Annotated in this window: 24 protein-coding genes; 15 read left to right on the top strand and 9 right to left on the bottom strand. The window is 70.6% G+C overall.

The features are described 5' to 3' along the window. Positions 1–156: 156 nt before the first annotated feature. The 6 genes from secY (at position 157) to K6T36_RS14415 (ending at position 8,024) form a co-directional block, all read left to right on the top strand. A complete protein-coding gene (secY, locus tag K6T36_RS14440) occupies positions 157–1,620 on the top strand; it encodes a preprotein translocase subunit SecY (RefSeq protein WP_222921893.1) in 1,464 nt (487 codons plus the stop codon). A gap of 151 nt (positions 1,621–1,771) precedes the next feature. After that, positions 1,772–2,344: a metal-dependent hydrolase gene (locus K6T36_RS14435; protein ID WP_222921892.1), complete on the top strand. Its 573-nt coding sequence runs from the start codon at positions 1,772–1,774 to the stop codon at positions 2,342–2,344. A gap of 132 nt (positions 2,345–2,476) precedes the next feature. Continuing rightward, the gene (locus tag K6T36_RS14430; protein ID WP_222923487.1) at positions 2,477–2,671 is read left to right on the top strand and encodes a DUF7511 domain-containing protein; all 195 of its coding nucleotides are present in this window, start codon (positions 2,477–2,479) and stop codon (positions 2,669–2,671) included. 247 nt (positions 2,672–2,918) lie between these two features. Then, a complete protein-coding gene (locus K6T36_RS14425) occupies positions 2,919–3,380 on the top strand; it encodes a universal stress protein (RefSeq protein ID WP_222921891.1) in 462 nt (153 codons plus the stop codon). After that, the gene (locus K6T36_RS14420) at positions 3,377–5,614 is read left to right on the top strand and encodes an amino acid permease (RefSeq protein WP_222921890.1); all 2,238 of its coding nucleotides are present in this window, start codon (positions 3,377–3,379) and stop codon (positions 5,612–5,614) included. The genes K6T36_RS14425 and K6T36_RS14420 overlap by 4 nt, the downstream gene beginning before the upstream one ends. A 106-nt stretch (positions 5,615–5,720) precedes the next feature. After that, entirely contained in the window at positions 5,721–8,024 is a 2,304-nt protein-coding gene (locus K6T36_RS14415; protein ID WP_222921889.1) for a prolyl oligopeptidase family serine peptidase, read from the top strand. A gap of 8 nt (positions 8,025–8,032) precedes the next feature. Here the strand turns inward: K6T36_RS14415 and K6T36_RS14410 are convergent, their stop codons facing one another. After that, a complete protein-coding gene (locus K6T36_RS14410; protein WP_222921888.1) occupies positions 8,033–8,914 on the bottom strand; it encodes a winged helix-turn-helix domain-containing protein in 882 nt (293 codons plus the stop codon). A gap of 308 nt (positions 8,915–9,222) precedes the next feature. Between K6T36_RS14410 and K6T36_RS14405 the strand changes: the two genes are divergently transcribed. The 4 genes from K6T36_RS14405 to K6T36_RS14390 all read left to right on the top strand — a co-directional run bounded on the left by K6T36_RS14405 (position 9,223) and on the right by K6T36_RS14390 (position 12,380). Next, positions 9,223–9,639: a DUF8159 domain-containing protein gene (locus K6T36_RS14405; RefSeq protein ID WP_222921887.1), complete on the top strand. Its 417-nt coding sequence runs from the start codon at positions 9,223–9,225 to the stop codon at positions 9,637–9,639. Beyond that, positions 9,636–10,583 (top strand): alpha/beta hydrolase, encoded by a 948-nt coding sequence (locus K6T36_RS14400; protein WP_222921886.1) that lies wholly within the window; start codon positions 9,636–9,638, stop codon positions 10,581–10,583. The genes K6T36_RS14405 and K6T36_RS14400 overlap by 4 nt, the downstream gene beginning before the upstream one ends. A gap of 101 nt (positions 10,584–10,684) precedes the next feature. Beyond that, positions 10,685–11,944: an ornithine cyclodeaminase, nickel-pincer nucleotide-dependent gene (locus tag K6T36_RS14395; RefSeq protein WP_222921885.1), complete on the top strand. Its 1,260-nt coding sequence runs from the start codon at positions 10,685–10,687 to the stop codon at positions 11,942–11,944. A gap of 193 nt (positions 11,945–12,137) precedes the next feature. Then, a complete protein-coding gene (locus K6T36_RS14390; protein ID WP_222921884.1) occupies positions 12,138–12,380 on the top strand; it encodes an amphi-Trp domain-containing protein in 243 nt (80 codons plus the stop codon). A gap of 110 nt (positions 12,381–12,490) precedes the next feature. Here K6T36_RS14390 and K6T36_RS14385 read toward each other — a convergent pair whose 3' ends face one another. After that, positions 12,491–13,033, bottom strand: a complete 543-nt coding sequence (locus K6T36_RS14385) for a GNAT family N-acetyltransferase (RefSeq protein WP_222921883.1) — start codon at positions 13,031–13,033, stop codon at positions 12,491–12,493. Between the two features lie 109 nt (positions 13,034–13,142). Beyond that, a complete protein-coding gene (locus tag K6T36_RS14380) occupies positions 13,143–13,550 on the bottom strand; it encodes a universal stress protein (RefSeq protein ID WP_222923475.1) in 408 nt (135 codons plus the stop codon). 112 nt (positions 13,551–13,662) lie between these two features. Here K6T36_RS14380 and K6T36_RS14375 point away from each other — a divergent pair, with 112 nt between their 5' ends. Then, positions 13,663–14,673 (top strand): DUF7490 domain-containing protein, encoded by a 1,011-nt coding sequence (locus K6T36_RS14375; protein ID WP_222921882.1) that lies wholly within the window; start codon positions 13,663–13,665, stop codon positions 14,671–14,673. Beyond that, complete coding sequence (locus tag K6T36_RS18930) at positions 14,670–15,128, top strand: DUF8060 family membrane protein (protein ID WP_225935138.1); 459 nt, start codon at positions 14,670–14,672, stop codon at positions 15,126–15,128. The genes K6T36_RS14375 and K6T36_RS18930 overlap by 4 nt, the downstream gene beginning before the upstream one ends. A gap of 34 nt (positions 15,129–15,162) precedes the next feature. Here the strand turns inward: K6T36_RS18930 and K6T36_RS14365 are convergent, their stop codons facing one another. Both K6T36_RS14365 and K6T36_RS14360 read right to left on the bottom strand, forming a co-directional pair. Then, positions 15,163–16,023 (bottom strand): ZIP family metal transporter, encoded by an 861-nt coding sequence (locus tag K6T36_RS14365; protein ID WP_222921881.1) that lies wholly within the window; start codon positions 16,021–16,023, stop codon positions 15,163–15,165. Positions 16,024–16,104: 81 nt separating this feature from the next. Then, positions 16,105–17,634, bottom strand: a complete 1,530-nt coding sequence (locus K6T36_RS14360) for a molybdopterin-dependent oxidoreductase (RefSeq protein ID WP_222921880.1) — start codon at positions 17,632–17,634, stop codon at positions 16,105–16,107. 192 nt (positions 17,635–17,826) lie between these two features. Between K6T36_RS14360 and K6T36_RS14355 the strand changes: the two genes are divergently transcribed. Both K6T36_RS14355 and K6T36_RS14350 read left to right on the top strand, forming a co-directional pair. Continuing rightward, a complete protein-coding gene (locus K6T36_RS14355; protein WP_222921879.1) occupies positions 17,827–17,964 on the top strand; it encodes an HVO_2523 family zinc finger protein in 138 nt (45 codons plus the stop codon). A 209-nt stretch (positions 17,965–18,173) separates the two neighbouring features. Further along, the gene (locus K6T36_RS14350; protein ID WP_222921878.1) at positions 18,174–19,133 is read left to right on the top strand and encodes a phytoene/squalene synthase family protein; all 960 of its coding nucleotides are present in this window, start codon (positions 18,174–18,176) and stop codon (positions 19,131–19,133) included. An 86-nt stretch (positions 19,134–19,219) separates the two neighbouring features. Here the strand turns inward: K6T36_RS14350 and cruF are convergent, their stop codons facing one another. Genes cruF through K6T36_RS14335 form a run of 3 tightly spaced genes read right to left on the bottom strand, consistent with a single transcriptional unit; the run spans position 19,220 to position 22,709 of the window. Continuing rightward, positions 19,220–20,089, bottom strand: a complete 870-nt coding sequence (gene cruF, locus K6T36_RS14345) for a bisanhydrobacterioruberin hydratase (protein WP_222923473.1) — start codon at positions 20,087–20,089, stop codon at positions 19,220–19,222. A 44-nt stretch (positions 20,090–20,133) separates the two neighbouring features. Further along, a complete protein-coding gene (locus tag K6T36_RS14340) occupies positions 20,134–21,096 on the bottom strand; it encodes a prenyltransferase (protein ID WP_222921877.1) in 963 nt (320 codons plus the stop codon). A gap of 8 nt (positions 21,097–21,104) precedes the next feature. Further along, positions 21,105–22,709, bottom strand: coding sequence for a phytoene desaturase family protein (locus tag K6T36_RS14335; protein ID WP_222921876.1), 1,605 nt, complete (start codon positions 22,707–22,709; stop codon positions 21,105–21,107). 147 nt (positions 22,710–22,856) lie between these two features. On the opposite strand from K6T36_RS14335, the gene K6T36_RS14330 reads away from it, so the two are divergent. Then, positions 22,857–23,555 (top strand): SDR family NAD(P)-dependent oxidoreductase, encoded by a 699-nt coding sequence (locus tag K6T36_RS14330; protein ID WP_222921875.1) that lies wholly within the window; start codon positions 22,857–22,859, stop codon positions 23,553–23,555. 79 nt (positions 23,556–23,634) lie between these two features. Here the strand turns inward: K6T36_RS14330 and K6T36_RS14325 are convergent, their stop codons facing one another. Beyond that, the gene (locus K6T36_RS14325) at positions 23,635–23,853 is read right to left on the bottom strand and encodes a hypothetical protein (protein ID WP_222921874.1); all 219 of its coding nucleotides are present in this window, start codon (positions 23,851–23,853) and stop codon (positions 23,635–23,637) included. Positions 23,854–23,869 lie beyond the last annotated feature (16 nt).

The following is a 23,869-nucleotide window of genomic DNA, read 5'->3' as shown; positions in this document are numbered from 1 at the left end:
GCGGCCGCGCCGACCGCGTCGTCGCCCGCGTCAACCCGAGCACGATCGCCCCCGTCGAACGGACCGGGATCGGCCGGCGTCGGCGCCTCACGGCGCGTTGCGGCCGCGGACCTGATCGAAGCGTTAAGGTGTGCCGGCCGACCAGGTGCACGATATATGGGTTGGAAAGAGACCGCGGAACCCGTACTCACGCGGATGCCGACGGTCGAGCGTCCGGAGGGGCACGTGCCCTTCAAACGGAAGCTCGCCTGGACGGCCGGCATCCTCGTGATGTACTTCTTCCTCACCAATATCACGATGTTCGGACTCGCCACCGGCGGCGCCGGGGGCGACTTCTACGGTCGCTTCCGGTCGATCCTCGCCGGTTCGCAGGGGTCGATCCTACAGCTCGGTATCGGGCCGATCGTCACGGCGTCCATCGTCCTCCAACTGCTCGGGGGCGCCGACCTGCTCGGCCTCGACACCGACGACCCCCGCGACCAGGTGCTGTACCAGGGGCTCCAGAAGCTACTCGTCGTCGTGATGATCTGTCTGACGGGCCTGCCGATGGTGTTCGCCGGCAACTACCTCCCGGTGGACAGTCAGCTCGCGGCGTCGCTGGGCATCGGCGGCGGCGGCATGCGAACGGTACTGTTCGCGCAGATCTTCGTCGGCGGCGTCCTCATCCTGTTCATGGACGAGGTCATCTCCAAGTGGGGCGTCGGCTCCGGGATCGGCCTGTTCATCATCGCGGGCGTGAGCCAGCAGCTCGTCGCCGGGCTGTTCGCCGTGCCCGCGCTGGGCACGCAGGTGACCGGCTTCTTCCCCGCGTGGTACGGGATCATCACCGGCAGCGTCGAGCTGGACCCGTTCGTCCAGTCGCTGCTGTTCGACCCCGGGAACATCCTCGCGCTGTTCACCACGGTGCTCATCTTCGCGGTCGTCGTGTACACCGAGTCCGTGCGCGTCGAGATCCCGCTGAGCCACGCCCGCGTCAAGGGCGCCCGGGGTCGCTTCCCCGTGAAGCTCATCTACGCGTCCGTCCTCCCGATGATCCTCGTTCGCGCGCTGCAGGCGAACATCCAGTTCCTCGGGCAGATCCTCAACAACTACATGACGCTCCCGGCGTTCGTCGGCGTCTATTCGCAGGGACAGCCCGTGAGCGGGCTGTTCTATTATCTCGCGCCGATCCAGACGCGCTCGGATTGGATGTGGTTCTCCGGGGCGTTCACCGTGAGCGCCGAACCCTGGCAGATCGTCCTCCGCGTGCTCGTCGACCTCACGTTCATGATCATCGGCGGCGCCATCTTCGCGGTGTTCTGGGTCGAGACGACCGGCATGGGGCCGGAGTCGACCGCCCAGCAGATCCAGAACTCGGGGATGCAGATCCCCGGCTTCCGGAAGAACCCGCAGGTCATCGAGAAGGTGATGGAGCGGTACATTCCGCAGGTCACCGTCATCGGCGGCGCGCTCGTCGGCCTGCTCGCGGTGCTTGCGAACATGCTGGGTACGCTCGGAGGCGTCTCCGGGACGGGGCTGCTGCTGACGGTGTCGATCACCTACAAGCTGTACGAGGAGATCGCCGAGGAGCAGCTCATGGAGATGCACCCGATGATGCGCCAGATGTTCGGCAGCGACTGAATCGAACCGGGATCGACCGCCGAACCGACCGACGCCGGCTCGCCGGTCGCCGATCCTTCGAGTTCCGTCTCGCACCGTCGACCCGCACCCGTTCGCCGGGAGAACGGACGCGATCGTCCCGCTTATCGGGACGCATCGCCTGTCTCCCATCGTGTTACCGCTGGGGCATCTCGCGTTCGCGTACCTCTGGTATGCGTGCTACGGGGCCGTCGGGAGACACCGGCTGCCCGCACGCGCCGCGCTGGTCCCGCTCGCGGTCGGCAGTCAGTTCCCGGACCTGGTCGACAAGCCGCTCGCGTACGTCGAGGTCCTCTCGTACGGTCGGTCGCTGGCGCACTCGCTGTTCGCGTTCGCCGCGTGTTCCCTCGCCGTCTGGTGGATCGCGCGACGCCTGTCCGGGCGCTGGGCCGTAGACACGTGGCCCGAGCGCCTGCGGGCCGTCACGCCCGGGGCGTTCTCGATCGGCTATCTGAGCCACCTGATAGGCGACACGTACCGCTTCCTGCTCGCGGGCGACCTGTGGACCGCGCGCTTTCTGTTGTACCCGCTGTTCCCGGTTCCGGTGTCATCGGCCGACGAGGTGGCGCCGTGGATACGGCTGATCCGGATCTATCGAGACATGGGCACGCATCCACAGTTGGGCGTGATCGCCGTCGCGGTCGTCCTGTTCGTGGGGCTGCGGGTGCGACAGTACTGGAACCGGACGGACGTGGACCGGGCGTAGGGAACCCGGGGCGAACGGGCAGCCGACCGATCGCGACGACGGCCACGGCGACAGCTCCCGCAACCGCCACTGGTTCTCGCGCGCGATAATCCGAACCGCACTGTCATATACCGGAACGTGTGACGTACTGGCATGCACGCGAGCGACGATCTGCCGCAGCTCCGGGAGGCAGCCGCACTCGAGGATCTCCCCGAGTTCGGGCTCCGATACCTCTTCGACGACGGGTCGGACCCGAGTTCGGTGACCGTCTACGACCCGGAGACGCTGGAGACGACGTGGATCACCGTCGACGCCGACGCGGCCGTGTCGCTCGAGGACGTTCGCTGACGGGGCGGCCGGAACGGAGCCGGAGGGGGCCGCAAGAGAACCGGGGGGGAACCGGGGCGGGAACATAAGGCCGCCGGGTACCGGATCGTCGGCGGCGAGGGGAAGCGTTTACTCCGATCGGGTCCGACCGACGGTACATGACCGACATACGTCCCAGCGGTGCGACCGTCGGCGACCCGCGTCGGCCGCCCGGCCGACGCGACCCCGCTTTCGCCGAACTCGACGCTCCCGACGGGGGTGCACGCCGATGAACGGCCTGCTCTCGCGGGTCGTCGTCCCCGTCGCCTCCGAGGCGGACGCGGCCGACACGGCCGCCGCGTTCGCGGCCCACGGCGCCGACGCGGGCGACGTGACGCTCGTGTACGTCGTCGAGAAGGCCGGCGGCGCCCCGGACAAGGCGGGCGTCGAGCAGCGTGAGGCGGCCGCCCAGGAGGCGTTCGACACCTTCGACGCCGCGATGCCCGACGTGACCGTCGACCGCGAGATCGCGTACGCCACCGACGTGGTGGACGGGATCCTCGCGGTCGCCGGCGACGTCGACGCGACGGCGATCGTGTTCACGCCCCGCGACGGCGGGCGGTTCGTGCGGATGCTCACGGGCGACGTGGCGATGCGGCTGATCACCGAGGCCGACCGTCCGGTCGTGAGCCTGCCGCACCGGGCCGGCGGCGACGCCGAGGGCGACGACGGGTCGCCGGAGGACGAATGAGCGGCGACGAGGAGCTCGCGAAGGACCTGGGGCCGCTGGCGGCGCTGACCATCGGCGTCGGAACGATGATCGGCGCCGGGATCTTCGTCCTCCCGGGGGAGGCGATCAGCGAGGCCGGGTCGTTCGCCGTGATCTCGTTCGTGCTCGGCGGCGCCATCGCGATCCTGACGGCGTTTTCGGCCTCCGAACTGGGGACGGCCATGCCGGTCTCGGGGGGCGCCTACTACTACGTGAATCAGGCGCTGGGCCCGATGTTCGGCTCCGTCGCCGGGTGGGCCAACTGGATGGGGCTGGCGTTCGCCTCCGCGTTCTACATGGTCGGGTTCGGCGAGTACGTCGTCAACATCTCCGGCGGGTCGATCGCCGTTCCGGCTATCGGGATCGCGATCCCCGTCGGGGTGAAAGCCGTCGCGCTCACGGGCGCGGCGCTGTTCGTCCTCGTCAACTACGTGGGCGCCAAGGAGACCGGTCGCCTCCAGAACGTGATCGTCGTACTCTTGGTCCTCATCCTCACGGTGTTCACGATCGCGGGCACGCTGCGCGCGGATCCGGCGAACGTCGCCGAGGGAACCGGGTTGGAGCCGATGCTCACGACGACCGGGCTCATCTTCGTCTCGTATCTGGGGTTCGTCCAGATCACCTCCGTCGCCGAGGAGATCAAAGACCCCGGTCGGAACCTCCCGCGTGCGGTGATCGGGTCGGTCGTCATCGTGACCGTGATCTACGCGCTCGTGTTGATCGTGATGAGCGCCGCCGTCGAGCAGGGGTTCATCGCGGCCATCCCCGACGGCCAGATCGCCGTCGTCGAGGTGGCGCGGATCGTCCTCGGGCCCGCGGGGGCGATCGCGATGCTGATCGGCGGGCTGCTGGCGACCGCCTCCTCGGCGAACGCCTCGATCCTGGCGTCCTCGCGGATCAACTTCGCGATGGGGCGGGATCGTCTGGTCTCCCCGAACCTCAACGAGATCCACCCCCGGTTCGGGACGCCCTACCGCTCGATCGCCATCACGGGCGCGCTCATCCTCCTGTTCATCGTCCTCGCGGACGTGAACACGCTCGCGACGCTCGGGTCGGTGCTCCACCTCGTCATCTACGCCCTGCTCAACGTGGCGCTGATCGTGTTCCGCGAGGCGAACGTCGAGGGGTACGAGCCGAGCTACACCGTCCCGCTGTACCCCGCCGTTCCGGTGTTGGGCACCGTCGCCTCCCTGGCGCTCATCGCGTTCATTGACCTGCGCGTGATCGCCATCGGCGGGGCCTTCGTCGGGTTCGCGCTGCTGTGGTACTTCGGGTACGCCCGCTCGCGAACGGAAAGCGAGGGTGCGCTCTCGGAGTTCGTCCGCTCGCGCGCGGATCGGATGCCCGACGCCGCAGTCGACGCGGCCGACGCGGTCGCCCCCGACGGCGGGGAGTACCGCGTGATGGTGCCGCTGGCGAACCCCGCCAACGAGGGAACGCTCATCGAGCTCGCCGCGAACATCGCGCGCGAGCGCGGCGGCAGCGTCGAGGCCGTCCACATCGTCTCGGTGCCCGACCAGACCTCCCTCGAGTACGCCGCGGACAACGTCCGCAAGTTCGACGAGGGGAGCGACGAACTCCTCGAACGCGCGCGCGTCGACGCCGAGGACCTCGGCGTCCCGGTCGAGACGAGCACTATCGTCTCCCACCGGTCCTTCGAGGAGGTGTTCGACGCCGCCCGCACCCACGAGGCCGACCTCGTCGTGATGGGCTGGGGACCGGAGGGCCACGGCGCGCCCGGCCGCGTCGAGGGGCGGATGGACGAGCTCACCAGAGACCTCCCGTGTGACTTCCTCGTCCTGAAGGACCGCGGGTTCGACCCCGAGCGCGTCCTCGTCCCCACGGCGGGCGGGCCGGATTCGGACCTCTCCGCGGAGATCGCCGTCGCCCTCCGGGACGCGTTCGGCTCGGAGATCCGGCTGCTCCACGTCGCCGACGACGTTGGCGACGGCAAGGAGTTCCTGTCCGCGTGGGCCAACGATCACGGCCTCGGCGACGCCGAACTGCTGGTCGAATCGGGCGACGTCGAGGAGGCGATCGGACGACACGCCGAGGACGCCTCGCTGGTCGTCATCGGGGCGACCGAGCGCGGGATGCTCTCGCGACTGGTCAGCGGGGCGCTCGCGCTCGACGTCGTCAACGAGGTCGACTGCTCGGTGCTGCTGGCCGAGCGCCCGACCCGGCGGAGCCTGCGCGACCGGCTGTTCGGACGGTAGTCCGAGACTCGAGACAGGCCCCTCTTCTCACGCGGGAGGAGCATCGAAGCCGGCAACGCCGCCGCCGAACAGCAGCTACTTGCCGCGGGCGCCGGAGGACGGACCGATGACCGACAGCGACGCGGGAGCCGACGCCGCCGGTGTCGATGCCGGTGACGGCGACGACAGCGACGGCGACGACGACCGCCGAACGCGAGCGACGCCGCCCGAGACGCCGCGGCGACCAGTTACCGACGAGCTCCACGGCGAGCCGATCGCGGACCCGTACCGCTGGCTCGAGGGCGACGACGAGGAGGTTCGCGAGTGGACCGACGAGCAGAACGAGTACGCCGAGACCGTCCTCGACACGCCACGGCGGGAGGCGCTCGCCGAGCGATTCGCGTCGCTCGGGCGCGTCGGCCAGTACGGCCCGGTCACACCCGCGGGGGACCGCCTGTTTCAGGAAGTAAAACGCCCCGAGGACGAACAGCCCGTCCTCTACGCGTACGACGATCCCGACGCCGTCGGCACCGACGGGGGAACCGCCCTCGTCGACCCGAACGAGTGGGCCGGCGACGGCACCGTCTCGATGGACTGGTCCGTCCCCGGTCCCGAGGGCGCGTACCTCGCGTACGGCGTCGCCGAGGGCGGCGACGAGCAGTACGACGTTCGGATCGTCGACGTGGCGACCGCCGAGGTCGTCGAGACCGTCGAGGGCGCGGGGCGAACGCAGGCGAGCGGGTTCGCGTGGGTGGAAGCCGACGTCGCCGGCGGCGACGATGCCGACGGGGCCGACGCCGACGACGCCAGGGGTCCCGACGACGCGGATCCCGACGACGCCGCCCCGCGCGGCTTCTACTACGTCACGACCGGCGCCGCCGGCGGCGACGGCGAGGACGACGACAGCGAGGCGGATACCGATGACGCGGGGTCCGACACGCCGTCCGACGGCCAGCTCGACAAGGCGATCCGGTTCCACGAGTTCGGGTCCGGGTCCGCCCCCGCGGAAGACCACGTCGTCGCCGACGAGGTGGGGGAGACCACGTGGCCGACGCTCGTGACCGACGGCGACGCGCTCGTCGCCGGCTACGTCGAGGGCTGGGAGCGATCTGACGTGTACGGCTGCCGCGGCGACCCGGCGACCGCGGAGCTCGGGCCGGTGCTCACGGGCTACGACGCCGTGTTCACGCCGACCATCGACGGCGACCGCGACCGGCTGCTGCTCGCGACCGACCACGGCGCCGACTTCTCGCGCGTGCTCGCCGCGCCGCTGGCCGACGCGCTCGCGGGCGAGGCGACCGATCCGGACGCGTTCGAGGAACTCGTCCCCGAGACGGACGCCGTCCTCCGCGGCGTCGAACTCGCGGGCGACCGACTCCTCGCGCACTACCACCGCGACGCCAGCTCCGAGCTCGCCGTCCTCGATGCCGACGGGCGGCGCGAGGGGACCGTCGACCTCCCGGCGTTCCCGACGGTCGCGGGCGTCCACGGCTCGGGGGACGACCCCGAGGCGTACCTGACCGTCCAGTCGTTCGGCGAGCCGCCGTCGGTGCGCCGCGTCGATCTCGCGGACGGGACGACCGAGACGCTGTGCCGGCAGTCGACCGAGGTCGACATCGACATCGAGGTGAGCCAGGAGTGGTTCGAGTCGGCCGACGGCACCGACGTGCCGGCGTTCGTCGTCCGCCGGGGCGACGTGGAGCCCGACGGCGACAACCCCGCGCTGTTGACGGGGTACGGCGGCTTCCGGGTGAACCGCACGCCGACGTTCGACCGGTTCCGGATCCCCTTCCTCGCGGCCGGCGGTGTGTTCGTCCTCGCGACGCTACGTGGGGGAACCGAGTACGGCGAGCCGTGGCACGAGGCCGGGCGCCGGGGGAACAAGGGGCGCGTGTTCGACGACGCGCTCGCGGTCGCCGACGGGGTCGTCGAGCGCGGGTGGGCCGACCCCGACCGCGTCGGCGTCACCGGGGGCTCGAACGGCGGACTGCTCGTCGGCGCGCTGATCACCCGGCGGCCCGACCGCTGGGCGGTCGCGCTGTGTCACGTCCCGCTGCTCGACATGCTGCGGTTCCACCGGTTCCTGCTCGGGGCGTCGTGGACGACGGAGTACGGTCACCCCGAGGAGGACCCGGAGGCCTTCGCGTACATCCGCGAGTACTCGCCGTACGACAACGCGCCCGAGGCCGACTACCCGGCGACGATGTTCACGACCGCCCTGGGGGACACGCGCGTGCACCCGAGCCACGCGCGCAAGATGACCGCGCTGGTCCAGGAGCGCAACACGGGCGAGGAGCCGGTGATCCTGCGCGTCGAGGACGACGCCGGCCACGGCGTCGGCAAGCCCACGTCGATGCAGATGCGCGAGAACAGCGAGCGGTGGGGGTTCGTGTTCGAGCGGTTGGGGATGGCAGTTCCGAATAGCACGTAAGAGGTGGTTCAGCCGTCCTCCTCCCGTACCGTGTAGTCGATCACTCCGAAGTTTTCATCGACCTCCACATCCAGTCGATCTCCTCCACAGTTGAAGTGACCACAGACACGAACTGGATCCCGATCCATCGAATCAACTATCCAGTCAATTTCGGTCGTCATGACGTGTTCCGCCCACAGGTCGACCCCACGGTGCAAATAGAACTCTTGGACCGGCTCCTTGGAACGAAGAGCAGCAGCGAGGTTTGCATAGAGAAACCATCCGCACTCCTTGCATGCTGCGTGAACGAGCAGTTCACCAGACCGCATGTCGGTCTCCTCCCAATGGCCTGATGACTGTTGTATCGAGGTCACAACTGGGCCAGTACAGTATGGACAGAGACCGTTGAACATTGAATGATAATCTCGACGAAGGCGCGCATCTAACGCGTCGAGAACCGATTCAGGCTCCTCGGGATCGATCTGTGTGCTACTCACCGGATACCGAATTTCCCGTTCACCGCACGACTTGCACGCCAGATACGCACGTCCATTTTTGTACCAAGCCTCTCGATCCCCACCACAAGAATCACACTCCCCACCCAAATCGAAGGGATCAATTCGAACACTGGTCTTTGATTGACGTGTTACGATCGCCTGATACGCCCGGATCCCCGCCAGCGTCAGCGCGTACCCGTCCTCGCGGTCCTCGACGAACTCCCCCACGAGCTCCTGCAGGTGATAGTTGAAGTGGCCGTTGTCCTCGACGCCCGTCGCCTCCTGCAGTTCCGAGAACGCGAGCGTCGCGTATCCGCCCTCGCCGCTGGCCTCCCCGAGCGCCGAGATGATCCCGAGGCGCGTCTCGTTCGCCAGCAACTCGAACGTCCGCCGCGACGACTCGTCGACACCCATCGACCCGTACTGCCACACGGGAACGGATACGTGTTCCGTTCGTCATATCAGTCCGATCGAGTGTAACGCGCTTCACCTGATATCGGGTAGTACACACGTGGTGAACGGTTTTTCACCAAGTGGTTAAGTCGGTGTGCGTCGTTCGATACATTGCGTTGGGAGCGAAGGGACCACAGTGCCTCTGACATGGACTCCCACCCCTCCGCTCCCAGCCGTCCCGTTCTACGACCGTCCGACCTACGACCGTCCGACGCGAGTCCGTGTGTGCGCCCGGAACCAGTAAGTCGCCCGCGAGTGTAGCCCGCGGCATGACCATCGACGAGTCGGCGCTCGCCCGGGAGCTACGAGCCGACGGCATCGACGTGGCCGACGTACGCGTCTCGCCGGAGCGGATCGCCGTCGTCTACACGACGACCCTGCCCGCGGAACGCCCCGCCCACGGCGAGATGGGCCGCGTCTGCAACACGGTGATCGACCTCGTCGAGGCCGGCGACCTGGAGCCGCGTCGCGTCGAGGCCACCTCGCTGCGGTTCGAGGACGACGTGCAGGCGACGTGGCACGTCGAGGCCGAGTGGCTCGACGGGGTGAGGAACTATCGGATCTCCGAGGAGGAGTTCTCCGCGCGCGTGCTCGAGACCGTCGAGACGGATCCGGACGTCGAGCCCGATGTCGGCGACGCGGACGCCCCCCGAACGACCGGCGGTGACGACGGAGGAGCCCGGTGAGCGCCCCGCTCGCGACCCCCGACCGGGCGCCGGCGCGACGCGTTCGCGGGGAGCGCCCCTCCCGCGAGCGGTTCTCGACCCGTCAGCTCACCTTCTCCGTCGAGGGCGACGACTGCGTCGGGACGCTGTACCGCCCGCGCGACGTGGACGAGCCGGAGACGGTCGTGCTCGGCCACGGGTTCGCCGCCGAGGCCGCCTTCGGGCTCGACCGGCTGGCCGAGCACCTCGCGGACGTCGGCTACGCGGCGTTCGCGTTCGACTACCGCGGCTTCGGCGCCTCCGAGGGCGCACCGCTGGTACTTCCGAGTAGGCAGGTCGCCGACTGGGGGGCGGCCGTCGACCGCGTCCGCGGGGTCGACGCGCTGGGCGACGGGATCGCGCTGTGGGGCGTCTCGCTGGCCGGCGGGCACGTCGTCGGCGTCGCCGCCGAGCGCTACGACGTGGACGCCGTCGTCGCGCGCACGCCCTTTTCCGACGGCCGGGCGCTGCTGCGGAGCAAGTCGCCGCGGTTCCTGGCGCGCGCGACGGCCGCGGGGCTGCGCGACCGGCTGGCGGGGCTCGTCGGCCGGGACCACGAGGTGAAGGTGTACGGCCGGCCCGGGGAGTTCGCGGCGCTGAACGAGCCGGGCGCGCTCGACGGCTACGCGGCGCTGATCCCGCGCGACTCGACGTGGCAGAACGGGACACGCGCGCGGACGCTGCTGGCGCTGCCGCGGTACCGCCCGGTCGCCGACGCGTCGGCGGTGACGTGCCCCTCGCTCGTCGTCGCCGGCACTGAAGACGGAATCGTTCCGTACCGCACCGCCGAGCGACTGGCCGACGAGCTCCCCGACTCCTCGCTCGTTGCGCTCCCGATGGGACACTTCGACGCCTGGGACGAGCGGTTCACCGAGGTGCTCGCCCACGAGGTGGCGTTCCTCGACGCCGTCTTCGAGCGACCGTAGGCGGCCCTCCCGCTCGCCGCGAGCCGTCGATACGGACCGTCGTTCACGGCCGATACCGCGGTTACGGGTAGCTTTTCACCGGCGCGGGGCGGAGGGGAGATATGACCGTCAGCGACGTGGTCGAGCTGGAGGGCCACATCATCGACTCCGGCCTCATGGAACGGGCGTTCACCGTCGTGATGGATCTCGGCGGGGAGTTCGACATCGAGGAGTTCCGCGTCGGGACGAGCAAGGACAAGGAGTCGTACTGCCGGATGCGGGTGATCGCCGACGACGAGGAGACGCTGCACCCGATCCTCCACGAACTGCACCAGTCGGGCGCGACGCTCGCGGCGCCGACGGACGCGACGCTGACGCCCGCGCCCGACGACAACGTCGTCCCGGACGGGTTCTACTCGACGACGAACCACCCGACCGACGTGCGCGTCGACGGCGACTGGGTCGGCGTGGACGACATCGAGATGGACTGTGCGATCGTCGTCGAGGGCGTCGAACGAGACGACGGGCGCCTCGTCGTTCCGAAGGGAAGCGAGGTGGCGGCCGAGACGAAGGTGCTCAACGGGATCGAGGCGGGCGACCTCGTCGTCACCGGCGACGCCGGCATCAGGGTGAAACCGCCGGAACGCCCCCGCGACGCCTCCGGTCCCTTCGGGTTCATGCGCGGCGGCGTCTCCGCCGAGCGCCCGTCGGCGTCGCTCATCCGCGACATCGCCGAGGCGATCGCCGAGACGAAGGCGCAGGGCGGGAAGGTGCTGTGTGTCGCCGGCCCGGCGGTCATTCACTCGGGCGGCGGCCCCGGGCTCGCACGGCTCGTTCGCGAGGGGTACGTCGACGCGATCTCGGCGGGCAACGGCTTCGCGGTCCACGACATGGAGCGGTCGATGTACGGCACCAGCCTCGGGATGGACGTGGAGACGATGGAACACCCCCGGAAGGGTCACAAACACCACATCTACACGATCAGCGAGGTGATCCGCGCGGGCGGCATCGAGGCCGCCGTCGAGGAGGGGCTGATCACCGAGGGCGTCATGTACGAGTGCGTCGACAACGACCGCGACTTCGTGCTCGCGGGGTCGATCCGCGACGACGGGCCGCTCCCGGACACGATCACCGACGCCGTCGAGGCACAGAACGCCATCCGCGAGCAGGCCCGCGACGCTGACCTTGTGCTCATGCTCTCGTCGCTGCTGCACTCGGTCGCGGTGGGCAACTGCCTCCCGTCGACGACGCGCACCGTCTGCGTCGACATCAACCCCGCCACCGTCACGCAACTGCTCGACCGCGGCTCCGCGCAGGCGGTCGGGATGGTGACCGACGTGGGGACGTTCGTCCCGATGCTCGCCGAGGAGCTGCTGGGGTAGACAACTGCGCGTCCGGACGCGATAGTGTGCGTCCGAACGAGGGAACCGGTCGCCGAGCGCGCGGTTGTCCCCGAACGCCTCAAGCGAGGTCTCTCGCCCCGGAATCGCGGTGAACGGCGGGGAACCGACCCTCGAACCCACGGCCCGGGAACCGACAGGGGACGCTAATACCTCCGGAAACCGACAGTCGAGTATGCCCGAGGAGGAGCTGTTCAAGACCGAGGAACCGCGAACGAGAGCGGAGATCGCCGAGACGCTCGTCGCCGCGGCCGAAGCGATCGAATCCGGAACCGTCCGCCTCGAGAGTCCCGAGACGCAACGGGAGGTCGCCGTCCCCGAGGACCCGACGTTCGAAGTCGAACTCGAACGCCTCACCGACTCGGAGACGGGCGAGCAGCGGTACGAACTCGAATACGAGATCAGGTGGACGAAGTAGGGCCGGTACCCGGGATCGACCCAGGCAAGACTCCCGCACACCACGGTATCGACGGCGGTGGTCGTCGTCCGTTCGAGCGGGGACGGCCGGCGGGAAGGCCGCCGCGAACGCTATCGGCTGTCGGCCTCGCTGCGCCACTCGTCGGCGAGCAGGCCGAACCGCCTGACGTCGACGTGCTCGCCGTCGACGAACGCCTCCCGGCGGTGGCGGCCCTCCTCGACGAACCCGACCTTCTCCAGGACCCGCGCGGAGGCGGGGTTCGTCTCGTACACCTTCGCGGACACCTTGTGGAGGCGTCGCTCCGCGAAGGCGTGGGCGCACAGCTCGCGGGCGGCATCGGTGGCGTAGCCGTTCCCCCAGGCGTCGGGCGCGAACTGGTAGCCGAGTTCCGCCACCCCCCACGTCCCGTTCGGCGCGTTCACGCCGGCGATCCCGACGGGGTCGCCGTCGACGCACGCGAGCAGGTGCACCCCGCCGTCGTCGCCGACGGCGTCGATCCACTCTCGTTCGTCCGCCTCGCTGACCGGGGTCGCCATCGCGGTCCCCGCGCGGACCCGCGGGTCGTTGACCAGCTCTGCCAGGAAACCGGCGTCCTCCTCCTCGACCGTCCGCAGCTCGACCGTCTCGCCGCGACGGAACACGGGACCGGGCATACCCCGGACCTCGCCGTCCCGGCGCTTCAATCACCCGCCGGTGTGTGACTCCGGCTCACGAACGCGAGCGCGCGGTCGACGGAGGGCGACGGGCGGGGGATCGGCGTTCCTACACCTGTTCCCGGGGGACGACGCGCATCGGGAGGTTCGACCCGAGGAGGATGTCCTGGGCGACGCTGCCGAAGACCACCTTCGCCGTCGGCGAGCGGTCGCGGATCCCGATGACGAACTCGTCGGCGTCCACGTCGTCGGCGTACGCGAGCACGTCCTCGGCGGGCGGGTTGCCGCGCACGAACTGGTGCGTTTCGACGGTCACGTCCGCGACACCCCCGAGCGCGTCCTCGACGGCGGCGAGGGCGTCCTCCCCGTTCCTGATCTCGACGGAATCCGTCCGGTCGCCGCCCCGCTGGGAGTTGACCGCGTGGACCGCGTCGCCGGGTGCGAGCCGGTCGCGGAGGTACTCGCACAGCACCTCGCTGGTTCGAACCGAGTTCGTCGCCAGGACGTACAGCATGATCGAACTCCCGAGCGCACGGCGCAAAACGGTACCGGCGACCACCGGGTCGGGGAAATGTGCGGGATCGGGACAGCACAAAGGGTTTACCACGCGCCTGTGCAGTCCCGGCCGCATGTCACGAGAACGACGGCTGACCGCGGGCGCGGTCGCCGTCCTGCTCGTCGCCCTCCTCGGGGTCGCCGTGGGTCCCGGCGTCCTCGCAGACCCGACCGCGGACGGGCCGGTCCGTCCCGGTCACGTCTCTATCGCCGAGTCGCCGGCGATCGCACCCGGAGAGGTCGACGGCGCGACGGCGACGCTGACGCTCCACACCCGCATCGGCCACCGCGGCAACCCCACGGACAACGTCTCCGTGCGCTACCGCGCGTACGACGCGGAATCCGGCCTCCTGACGACCGAGCGGACGGTCGAGCTGGACGAGTTGACCGGCGACCGGAGCGTTCCGGTGAACGCGACGATCGAGGTGCCCCGCGAGGGCGGCTACGTGATCGAGACGGTCGTCTTCCGCGACGGGCAGGTCGTCGACCGCGACCGGACGCGCGTCTCCGGGCTGGAGGCGCTCGGCACCGAGGTCCGCTTCACCGAGAGCGAGGCGGTGCCGCCGCTTTCGGTGTCCGTTGCCTCGGTCGACGAGGAGGCGAACCGAACCACCCTGGCGGTCGCGGCGTCGCTGACGAACGGCGGCGCCGAGTCGAGCGAAGAGCTGCGCGTCGAAGTCATCGTCCGGCAGGCGGAGTCGAACCTCGTCGCCGCGCGCGACTCCACGACCGTCAGCGACATCGGCCCCGGCCGCACCGCCGACGCGACGACCGAGGTGACCGTGCCGAGCGAGTACAACTACTACGTCGACGCCGCGGTGTACCGCGACGGCGTCCTCGTCGACACCGCGCGCTCGGTGGCGAACCTCGACCCGACCGAGACCATCTCGCCCAACGAGACCACCCGCGAGGTGGAGTTCGAGGTCGGCGACTTCGAGGGCGGCGGCGACGGGGCGGACGACCGAGCGACCGAGGCGGCGAGGGCGACCGAGACCTCGACCGGGGCGCCCGGGTTCGGCCCGGCGCTCGCGGTCGTGGCGCTGCTCGGCGCCGCGCTGCTCGCACGGAGGCGAACCCGACAATGACCGACGACACCGACAACACTGAACGGACGGACGACAGCGATCACACCGACCGGACCGAGCACACCGACGACGCGATCCCGACGGCGGACGGATCGAGCGACACCGAGCCGGCACCGACGGAGCGCGAAGCGCCGCCGGCCGGCTCCGGAGCGACCGCGAGCGTGGACGGCGGCGCCGCGACCGAATCCGTCGATCGCGGTGAGCCGACCGAGACGGCCGACCGCGGGGCCGGCGTCGGCGACAGCGTCACCCGGTACGTGAACTACCTCGTGCTCGTCGCTTTGGTCGTGCTCGCGCTCGTCGCGGGGATCCAGTTCTACGGCGCCGTCTCCCGGACGATCAACCAGTGGGTCGTCGCGGAGTACCGCTCGCTGTTCCACGGCGCGTTCAACCTGGCGGTGCTGCTGGTCGCGGCCGCCGGCATCTCCGTGCAGATCCGGCGGGTCACGTCGTAGGCATCGCCGTCGAAACCGCGGCCCGGTTCCCGTTTCAGACGACGAACGTCCACCCGACGAACACCGCGAGCCCGCCGAGCGCGGTGCTGGCGACGGCGTGGACGCGCAGGCGGTCCAGCAGGGTGTGGGCATCGCCCTCGTGGCTCAGCGACTCGTGGACCTCGCTGCCGATCTCACACTCGGGGAGGAAGTCCATCGCGACGTGGAGGAAGACGCCGGTCGCGAAACCGAAGACGACGCCGCGGACCGCCCCCGAGGCGGGCAGCGCCAACAGCGACGAGGCGATCGCGGCGACGCCGACGCCCGCCGCCGGCAGCAGGATCGCCGACCAGTCGCCGCCGCCCCCGGAGAACCGCCGGACCGCCGCGTAGCCGGCGGGCCCCTTGTGAGAGACGATCGACAGCCCGAGCAGGAGGCCCAACTCCGGCATGTTGCCGTAGATGATGCCGATGATGGCGCCGGCGCTCACGGCGTGGGCGGTCAGCTCCGCCAGCGAGCGATCCAGCGGGAGGTCCATGTGCGACAGGCGGTGGCCGAGCGTGTGGGCGCCGTAGCCGACGAGCAGCCCGATCGCGACGCCGAACCCGCCGTATGCGGGGTGTTGACCGAGCGCCTGCGGGAGGAGGAAGACGGCCGCGCTGGTGATCATCGCGCCGGCGGCGAGCCCGTACCCCCACACGAGCGTTCCGGCGTGGGTGTCGCTCGTCCGGGCGCCGAGCCAACCGGCCAGCGCCATCGCCGCGAACGCGATCCACGCGATCCCGAACAGCTTCGTCCGTCCCGTCGCGAGCGCGTACGCGGTCGCGGCCACCAGCGCCGCCGTGCTCGCGGCGCCGATCAGCCGGGTCCGAGTCGGCCGGGAACGCCCGGCCCCGTCGGTAGTCACGTCGGCCATGTTGCTAACGCGCCGGTTGCGGTTAATAACGGCTCCGATCGATAGACCGGGCTCTGGACGCTCGACCGGGACCGGACCCGCTCAGGGGCGAACCGTCCGGCTCGCGTAGCCGGAGGCGCCGCTGGGGAACGGGTCGCGTTCGGCGGCGGGCTGGACTGTGCCGTCGGCCTCGACCGCGCGGACGACGACCTCGTGTTCCCCGTCGGCCTCGTACTCGTAGCGCCAGCCGCGCCAGGCGTCCGCCGCCTCGCCGCCGACGGCGTCTGGGTCTTCTGGGTCCGCGTCCGCGGGAGTTACTCCGGGAAGTCGATCCGTGAGGTCGGCCTCGTTCCAGGTGTCGCCGCCGTCGGTCGACACCTCGACGGCCGAGACGCCCCTCGTTCCGGCGTACGCGTGGCCGCCGACCGACACCGAGCCGTCGGCGGTCTCGACGTGGTGGAGCTTCGCGACCGTCGAGACGGGGCCGGTGCCGTGCCAGCCGCGCTCCTCCCAGTAGCCGGTCGCCTCCTCCTCGAGGATCTCGATCTCGGTGATCCACTTCACGTTGATCTCGCCCCAGTGCCCCGGGATCAGCGCCCGAGCCGGCGCGCCGTGCGCTCGCGGGAGCGGGCGCCCGTTCATCCGGTACGCGAGCAGGCCGTCCGTGAGGGCCTCCAGCGGGAACGCCTGGTAGTAGTCGTCCGCGGCGCGGACCATGACACAGCAGCCGTCGGGTCGAACGCCCGCCTCCTCGAGGAGGTCGGCGACGGGGATCCCGGTCCACACCGCGGTGTCGGTCTTCCGCCCGTTCACCGTGTCGCCGACGCACCGCAGCGTGACGAACCGGTGCTGTGCGGGCCGCGATTCGACCGCGTCGAGGTCGACCTCGACCTCCTCGTCGACGGCGCCGGTGACCCGCAGCGACCACGAGTCGGGGTCGACCCGCGGGTCGGCCGCGTTCTTGTCCACGACGTAGAACGACTCGGAGACGAGCGGCTCCGCGCCCGCCAGGTCGAACGAGTTCGCCGCGGCGGCATCGAGCAGGCGCTCGACGAGGGGGTCGCGCTCGCCCGGCTCCGCCCGGTCGCGTCCGTCCGCACCGCCGCCGATGGCCCGCGCGAACGGTCCGGCTCCCGCGAGGCCGACGGCCGCCGCGGCGGCGCCCGCCGACCGCAACAGCCCGCGTCGCGCCCGGGAGACCTCCCCGGTTCCGGTCGCGGATGCGCCCGCCAGCCCGACGGCCGCGGCGCCGAGCGCGCCCCCGACGACGGCCGCCGCCGGATTCACCGCCAGGAGGAACGCCGCGAGCGCCTGGAGCGCCCCGACGAGGAAGACTATCTCTGCACGGTCCCTGTCGGCGACCCGGCCGAGACGGAGCGCGAACAGCGCTAGCCCGCCGAACAGCGCCACCGCGAGCCCGGCGGAGCCGGCGACCAGCAACGGCTGACCGGTGCTCCCGAGTCCCTGGATCCCGGCCGCCAGCACCGCGTCGGGGAGCGCGAGCAGCACGGTCTGGGCGATCGCGACGACGACCCACCGGGGCGAGAAGCCGGCGACGAGGAACGTGCCCGCCGCGACCGCGACGCCGGAGGCGGTCGCGACCGCGACGCGCCGGACGCGAGGTGGAGTCATTCGTGCGTATACGGGCTTCCAGCGGTAAAACGCGCACGGTGGGGTTATCGTCGGGGCGGCGAAGAGATGGTCGCCGGCGGCGCCGCGGTCGCCGGATGGACGGTCGCCGGCGGATGGGCGGTGGACGCTGTCGCCGTCGAACGGCGCCGCACGGTCAGAACCGCTTTGTCGTCGCGCCACGACGGCCCGAACGTGAGCGAACCCGAGGAGTCGACGAAGCGGACGCGCCCGTGTCCCTACTGCGGGGCGTCGATGGTCCACCGCCACTGCGAGTACGTCTGTCCGCAACACGGCGTCGTCTTCGACTGTTCGGACCCGTTCTACGGCTGACCGCCGCCTCGTCCGGGACACCGTCGGGACCGCCGCGCCGAGCGGGCGCAATGCGACGTGGCTCACGGCGGGAAAATTCCGATCGAGATCGGCCGAAACCGCACGCCCGAACCGGCACCAACTGTTATGGTGTCGGCCGTCGTAAGGAATTCTACTCAGATGCGAGGACGGGACAGTGAAAACGTCGTGCGGGACGCGCCGGGGCGACGATGGTAGCCGACGACCAGATCGCCCGGAGCAAGCGCATCCAACAGCGCACGGGGAAGACCTTCCACTTCGCGACCCGGGTGCTGCCCGAACGGGTTCGCGAGCCGACGTACGTGCTGTACGCGTTCTTCCGGGTCGCCGACGAGGTCGTCGACGGCGCGGAGACGGGCTCGCCCGAGGAACAGCGCCGGGAATTGGATCGCCTCCGCGAGGCCGCGCTCGGCCGCGAGGAGACCGACGACGCCGTCCTCTCGGCGTTCGCCGAGCTGTGTGAGGAACACGACATCGCCGAGGAGGACGTCGAGACGTTCATCGCGGCGATGCGCTCGGACATCGACACCGACCGCTACGAGACGTACGATGACCTCGAGGCGTACATGGACGGTTCCGCCTCCGCCGTCGGTCGCATGATGACGGCGGTGATGGACCCCGAGGATCCCGAAGCAGCCCTCCCACACGCGACCGCCCTGGGCGACGCGTTCCAGCTGTCGAACTTCCTGCGGGACGTGCGCGAGGACATCGTCGAGTTGGACCGGGTGTACCTGCCCCAGGAGACGCTTCGCGAGTACGGCGTCACCGAGGAGCAGCTGAAGCGTTTCGAGTTCGACGGGAACGTCGAGGCGGCGATGCGCCACGAGCTTCGCCGCGCGGAGTCGCTGTACAAGGAGGGCGTCGCGGGGATCAAGTACCTCCCCGAGGACTGCCAGTTCGCCGTGTTGCTGGCGGCGGTGCTGTACGCCGAGCACCACGCGCTCATCCGCGAGCGCGGCTTCGACACGCTCACCGAGACGCCGGATCTGGGGACGGTCCGCAATCTGAAGCTGTTCGTCAGGACGCGCTGGGCGTGGTTCCGCTGTAAGGACCCCGAGACCGTGTTCCGCCGCGTCTCCTGCGTCCGGTACGGCGACAGCGAGCCGAACCGCTCGGGCGCCGGCCACGCGGACCGCGTCCCCGCACGCTGACGCCGCGGGTCGCCGTTCTCGCGCGCCGACGCCGCCGGTTCCGGCTCCGCCACCGAACCCCCGGTCTCTCTTTCCTCGTGCCCCCTTCAGAACGCCTGCCTGAACAGCGACGCGTCGAAGCGGTCGGCCCGGACCAGTCCGATACCGATGCACGCCGCGACCGCGGCGGCGACGGGGTTCCAGAACCAGAGGTTGACGCCGCCCCACAGCAGCACGAAGCTCACCATGTCGTCGAGCATGAACTCGCAGTCGGCGAGGCGGGCGCGCAGCGCCGCGCGGTCGAAGGCGGCGTCGAGCACGACGACCGCGACGGTCGCGGAGACGACCCAGCCGGCGTAGTTCGACAGGGGGACGCCGTAGAAGCCCGCCCCGGAGAGCACGCCGACGGCGCCCGCGTCGGCGACCCCCTCGTACGCCCAGAAGCCCAGCGCGACGGCCCCGGGATCGAGCACCACGTCCATGACCAGCACGAGCGCGATGACCGCGAGCAGCCGCACCGCCGCGCGCTCCGCCCGGTCACCGAGCAGGAGCAGACACAGGAGGTAGGCGTTCGCCACCAGCGGGAGGAAGAACACCGGCAGCCCCAGGGGAACGCCGCCCAGCTCCGGCCCGAGCGCGACGAGGTACTCGAACTCGCCGTAGGGCCACCCGGTCGTCACGCCGACGTACTCGATGGCGTACGCGTACGCCGACAGCAGCCCGATCCCCGCCAGTTCGCGTCTGCCGACCAGCGGCGCGAGCCCGACGACCAACGGCGAGCGCATCACGAGCGTCCCGAGCAGGATCATGCCGCCGTTGAACGCCAGCGGGGCGAGCGGCGTGCCCGCGAACGCGCCCTCCGCGCTGGCGACGAGCAGCACCGCGCCCACGACCGGGAACACGACCGAGATGGTGAACCGGTTCTCGCGCACGAGCGCGTCGAGGCTCGCCTCCGCCTCGCGTCGATCCGCCGGCATCGCCTCCCGGAGCTCGGCCAGCCGTCCCGGGCGGGTCTCCGGGCTCACGGCAACACCGCCTCCGGGGGGACGATCCGAGTGAGCGCGCCCATCGTGAGTACGGCGCCGACGGCGGTGTTGATCGCGGGGAACCACCAGTACGCGCGGTCGACGGCGACGCCCGCGAGGCGTATGGCCCCGACGAGCGCCGGGTACGCGAGCAACACCGCGCCGATCCGCGGGTCGACCGCCGCGAACGCGCCCGCCGCGGCGAGCCAGCAGCCCGCACAGTACGCGAGGGTCCGCGACTCGCCGAGCGCGGTCGCGGTCGTCCGGATGCCCGCCGCGCGGTCCGGCTCGATGTCGGGGATCGCCGAGAACGTGTGCATCCCCATCGCCCACAGCCACGCGCCCGCGAGGGCGGCGGCCGGGGGAGCAGCGCCGGCGACGAGCGCGTACGCCGCGGCGCCCGGGAGGACGTATAGCCCGTTCGACAGCGAGTCCAGCAGCGGCGTCGTCTTGAACCGCAGCGGCGGCGCCGAGTACTCCACACCGAGGAGGAAGAACCCGGCGAGGAACGGCCACGCCGCCGGCGGCGTGATCGCGAACGTCCCCGCGCCCAGCACCAGCGACGCGACGACGACCGCGGGGACGAGGCGATCGCCCCCGTAGCGGACCTCCCGGCCGTCCTTCTTCGGGTTCTCCTCGTCGACGTCTCGATCGAACACGTCGTTGACGCCGTAGAGGAACAGGTTCGCCGGGAGCAGGAAGTAGCCGAACAGGAGGACGTTCTCCAGGGCGAATAGCTCGGCCACGTTCGCCGCGCCGAAGGCGACGCCGACGAGGATCGGCCCCGCGAGATAGAGCCAGAAACGCGGGCGCGAGAGCTTCAGAAGGTAGCGGGCGCTTGCGGCGACGCCGGCGCGGTCGATCGGATCGCCGTCGCCGGCGTGGTCGATCGGGTCGCCGTCGACGGAGTCGGTCGCATCCGCGTCGCCGGACTCGGTCGGGTCGGTGGCGGTCGGCATGGGCGCGGTCAGGACGACTCCGCCATCGTCTCGGCCGTGAGCAGCCCCGAGATGAGACACATGGGAACCCCGATCCCGGGCGTCGTCGTCGACCCCGTGAAGTAGAGGCCGTCGACCTCCGAGGACTCGTGGCCGGGGCGGAACGGCGCCGTCTGGCGCAGCGTGTGTGCGAGCCCCAGCGCCGACCCCTTCATCGAGTTGTACCGCGTCGCGAAGTCGTCGACGCAGAACTCCTCCTCGAAGACGATGCGCTCGCGCAGGTCGACGCCGGTGTTCTCGGCGATGTCCTCCAGGACCAGTTCGTGGTACCGACTCCGGAGTTCGGGCGTGTCCTCAAGTCCCGCCGCGACCGGGACGAGGACGAACAGGTTCGAGTGCCCCTCGGGGGCGACGGTGTCGTCGGTCTTCGAGGGGACACAGAGGTAGTAGGCGGGGTCGTCGGGCCAGGCGGGCTCTTCGAATATCTGCTCGAAGTGCTCGTCCCAGTCGGTCGGGAGCACGAGCGTGTGGTGGGCGAGCTCCTCCACGTCGCCCTCGACGCCCATGTACAGGAGGTACGCGGAGGGGGCGTACGTGCGCGAGTCCCAGTAGTCGGCGTCGTACTGCCGTTTGCGCGGCGCGAGCAGCTCCTGCTCGGTGTGGGCGTAGTCGGCGTCGCTGACGACGAGGTCCGGGAAGTAACTCTCGCCGCCCCCGGTCGTGATCGCGGCGGGCGCGTCGGCTGACGTGCCCGCCGCGCCACCGGCGCCGTCGGCGGCGACCCCGGCCATCCCGGCGTCGGCCCCGCCGTCGCCGACGGCGGTCTCCACCTTGAAGCCGCCGCGCTGTCCCTTGATCGCGGTGACCGGCGCGTTGGCCACGTAGTCGACGCCGAGTTCCGCCCCCAACTCGACGATGCCGTCGACGACGGCGCCGACGCCGCCGTCGGGGTAGTAGACGCCGAGGTTGAAGTCGACGTGGCTCATGAGGTTGTACAGCGCCGGCGTGTTGTGCGGCGATCCCCCGAGGAACACGAGCGTGTACTGCATGATCTGCTGGAGCTTCGGGTGATCGAAGTAGTCCTCGACGTGGTCCTGCATCGACCCGATCAGCGACAGCCCCCACGAGTAGCGCAGCACGTCGGGGTCGACGAAGTCCGCGAGGTCGTCGCGGTGTTCGTACACGAAGTGCTCCATCCCGATCTCGTAGTTGCGCTCGGACTTGCGGAGGTAGTCGTCGAAGGCGTCGCCGGCTCCGGCCTCGTACGACTCGAACGTCTCGCGATTCGTCTCCAGATCGGGGACCAGGTCCACCCGATCGCCGTCCTTGAAGAAGATCCGGTAGTGCGGGTCGAGCCGCGACAGCGAGTAGTACTCCGAGGGCTCCCGGCCGAAGTGGCCGAAGAACGTCTCGAACACGTCGGGCATCAGGTACCACGACGGCCCCATGTCGAACCGGAAGCCCTCGGCCTCCAGCGTGGAGGCCCGGCCCCCGAGCTGCTCGTTCTTCTCCAGGAGGGTCACGTCGGCGCCGGCGTCGGCCAGGTAGCAGGCCGTCGACAGCCCGCCGAAGCCGCCGCCGATGACGACCACGTCCTCGCCGGCCAGCGAGGAGCGGTCACGAGGGTCACGCATTAACCGTGTTACGGCGGGGCGGCGTATAAATATGGGCGCACGGGCGGGGCCGTGCTCGCCGACGAGCCCCCTCTCGTCACCCACCGACCCGCCATCCGCGGCGCCGCGGCCCGCAACCACTACCTCCCGCCGGTTCCTGGCTATCCCATGGACGGAACCACCGCGGTCGTCACCGGCGGAACGCGCGGCGTCGGGCGAGCCGTCGCCTCGGCGTTCGCCGACGCCGGCGCCCACGTCGTCGTCTGTTCGCGCGACGGCGGCGCGGTCGACGGGACGGTCGACGAGCTCTCGCGCTCGGGTGCCGCCTCGGGACTGCGTGCGGACGTGCGCGACGAGTTCGACCTCGAACGCCTCATGGAGCACGCCGATCGCGCGGGCGAGCGAGAGGGGATCGACGCGGTCGTCGCAAACGCCGGCATCACCCACGGCGCGCCCGGCGAGATGCCGCTCGACGGCGAGTCGTACAGCCGGTTCGACGACACGCTCCGCACGAACGTCCGCGGCGTGTTCGCGACGGTCCGGGAGGCGGTCCCGTACCTGGCCGACGACGCGCGGATCCTCGTCCCCTCGGGGTCGATCGCCCGCGAGACGAAGCCGGGAATGGGCGCGTACGCCGTCTCGAAGGCCGGCGCCGAGGCGGTCGTCCGGCAGGCGCACGCCGACCTCGACGCGACGGCGATGACGCTGGATCTCGGGGTTGTCGACACCGCGCTCACGGGGGATCAGGGCGGACGGGACCCCGAGGAGGTGGCGCCGATGTTCGTGTGGGCGGTCACCGAGGCCGATCCCGACGAGCACGGCGGCGGGGTCGTCGGGCTCCGGGAGTGGAAGTCGGCGACGCGGTAGGACACGCGTGGGCGACGAACGGATGGACGGACGGCGGCGACGTAGGCGTACGGAACGATCGACGGGGAAGCCGTGCGATTCAGTGCCGTGAGCGGTCGGTCTCCTCCGAGGTGGGTACCTCCGCCATCACGGGGATACCGTCCTCCGTGACCCCGATGGCGCGTTCGAGCGCGGGCCCCACCTCGGCGGGGCCCTCCACGCGTTCGCCGTGACCGTCGAGCGCCCCCGCGAGGTCGGCGTAGTTCCCCGGGAACGGCGTGTCGTACGAGGCCATCCCGAAGTCAACCGGAATCGTCAATTATTACCACGAACCG

This window comes from Halobaculum roseum (assembly GCF_019880245.1).
Taxonomy (GTDB): domain Archaea; phylum Halobacteriota; class Halobacteria; order Halobacteriales; family Haloferacaceae; genus Halobaculum; species Halobaculum roseum.
The sequence above is the reverse complement of the archived record's forward strand: the minus strand, read 5'-3'. Positions and strand labels throughout refer to the sequence as shown.

What these genes read in the sequence shown, in the direction of transcription:
- K6T36_RS14420 (WP_222921890.1), top strand. Translation starts at nt 3,377, where the DNA reads ATGAGCGGCGACGAGGAGCTCGCGAAGGACCTGGGGCCGCTGGCGGCG.
- K6T36_RS14425 (WP_222921891.1), top strand. Translation starts at nt 2,919, where the DNA reads ATGAACGGCCTGCTCTCGCGGGTCGTCGTCCCCGTCGCCTCCGAGGCG.
- K6T36_RS14350 (WP_222921878.1), top strand. Translation starts at nt 18,174, where the DNA reads ATGGTAGCCGACGACCAGATCGCCCGGAGCAAGCGCATCCAACAGCGC.
- secY (WP_222921893.1), top strand. Translation starts at nt 157, where the DNA reads ATGGGTTGGAAAGAGACCGCGGAACCCGTACTCACGCGGATGCCGACG.
- K6T36_RS14430 (WP_222923487.1), top strand. Translation starts at nt 2,477, where the DNA reads ATGCACGCGAGCGACGATCTGCCGCAGCTCCGGGAGGCAGCCGCACTC.
- K6T36_RS14415 (WP_222921889.1), top strand. Translation starts at nt 5,721, where the DNA reads ATGACCGACAGCGACGCGGGAGCCGACGCCGCCGGTGTCGATGCCGGT.
- K6T36_RS14390 (WP_222921884.1), top strand. Translation starts at nt 12,138, where the DNA reads ATGCCCGAGGAGGAGCTGTTCAAGACCGAGGAACCGCGAACGAGAGCG.
- K6T36_RS14335 (WP_222921876.1), bottom strand. Translation starts at nt 22,709, where the DNA reads ATGCGTGACCCTCGTGACCGCTCCTCGCTGGCCGGCGAGGACGTGGTC.
- cruF (WP_222923473.1), bottom strand. Translation starts at nt 20,089, where the DNA reads ATGCCGGCGGATCGACGCGAGGCGGAGGCGAGCCTCGACGCGCTCGTG.
- K6T36_RS14340 (WP_222921877.1), bottom strand. Translation starts at nt 21,096, where the DNA reads ATGCCGACCGCCACCGACCCGACCGAGTCCGGCGACGCGGATGCGACC.
- K6T36_RS14395 (WP_222921885.1), top strand. Translation starts at nt 10,685, where the DNA reads ATGACCGTCAGCGACGTGGTCGAGCTGGAGGGCCACATCATCGACTCC.
- K6T36_RS14375 (WP_222921882.1), top strand. Translation starts at nt 13,663, where the DNA reads ATGTCACGAGAACGACGGCTGACCGCGGGCGCGGTCGCCGTCCTGCTC.
- K6T36_RS14330 (WP_222921875.1), top strand. Translation starts at nt 22,857, where the DNA reads ATGGACGGAACCACCGCGGTCGTCACCGGCGGAACGCGCGGCGTCGGG.
- K6T36_RS14365 (WP_222921881.1), bottom strand. Translation starts at nt 16,023, where the DNA reads ATGGCCGACGTGACTACCGACGGGGCCGGGCGTTCCCGGCCGACTCGG.
- K6T36_RS14385 (WP_222921883.1), bottom strand. Translation starts at nt 13,033, where the DNA reads ATGCCCGGTCCCGTGTTCCGTCGCGGCGAGACGGTCGAGCTGCGGACG.
- K6T36_RS14360 (WP_222921880.1), bottom strand. Translation starts at nt 17,634, where the DNA reads ATGACTCCACCTCGCGTCCGGCGCGTCGCGGTCGCGACCGCCTCCGGC.
- K6T36_RS14405 (WP_222921887.1), top strand. Translation starts at nt 9,223, where the DNA reads ATGACCATCGACGAGTCGGCGCTCGCCCGGGAGCTACGAGCCGACGGC.
- K6T36_RS14410 (WP_222921888.1), bottom strand. Translation starts at nt 8,914, where the DNA reads ATGGGTGTCGACGAGTCGTCGCGGCGGACGTTCGAGTTGCTGGCGAAC.
- K6T36_RS18930 (WP_225935138.1), top strand. Translation starts at nt 14,670, where the DNA reads ATGACCGACGACACCGACAACACTGAACGGACGGACGACAGCGATCAC.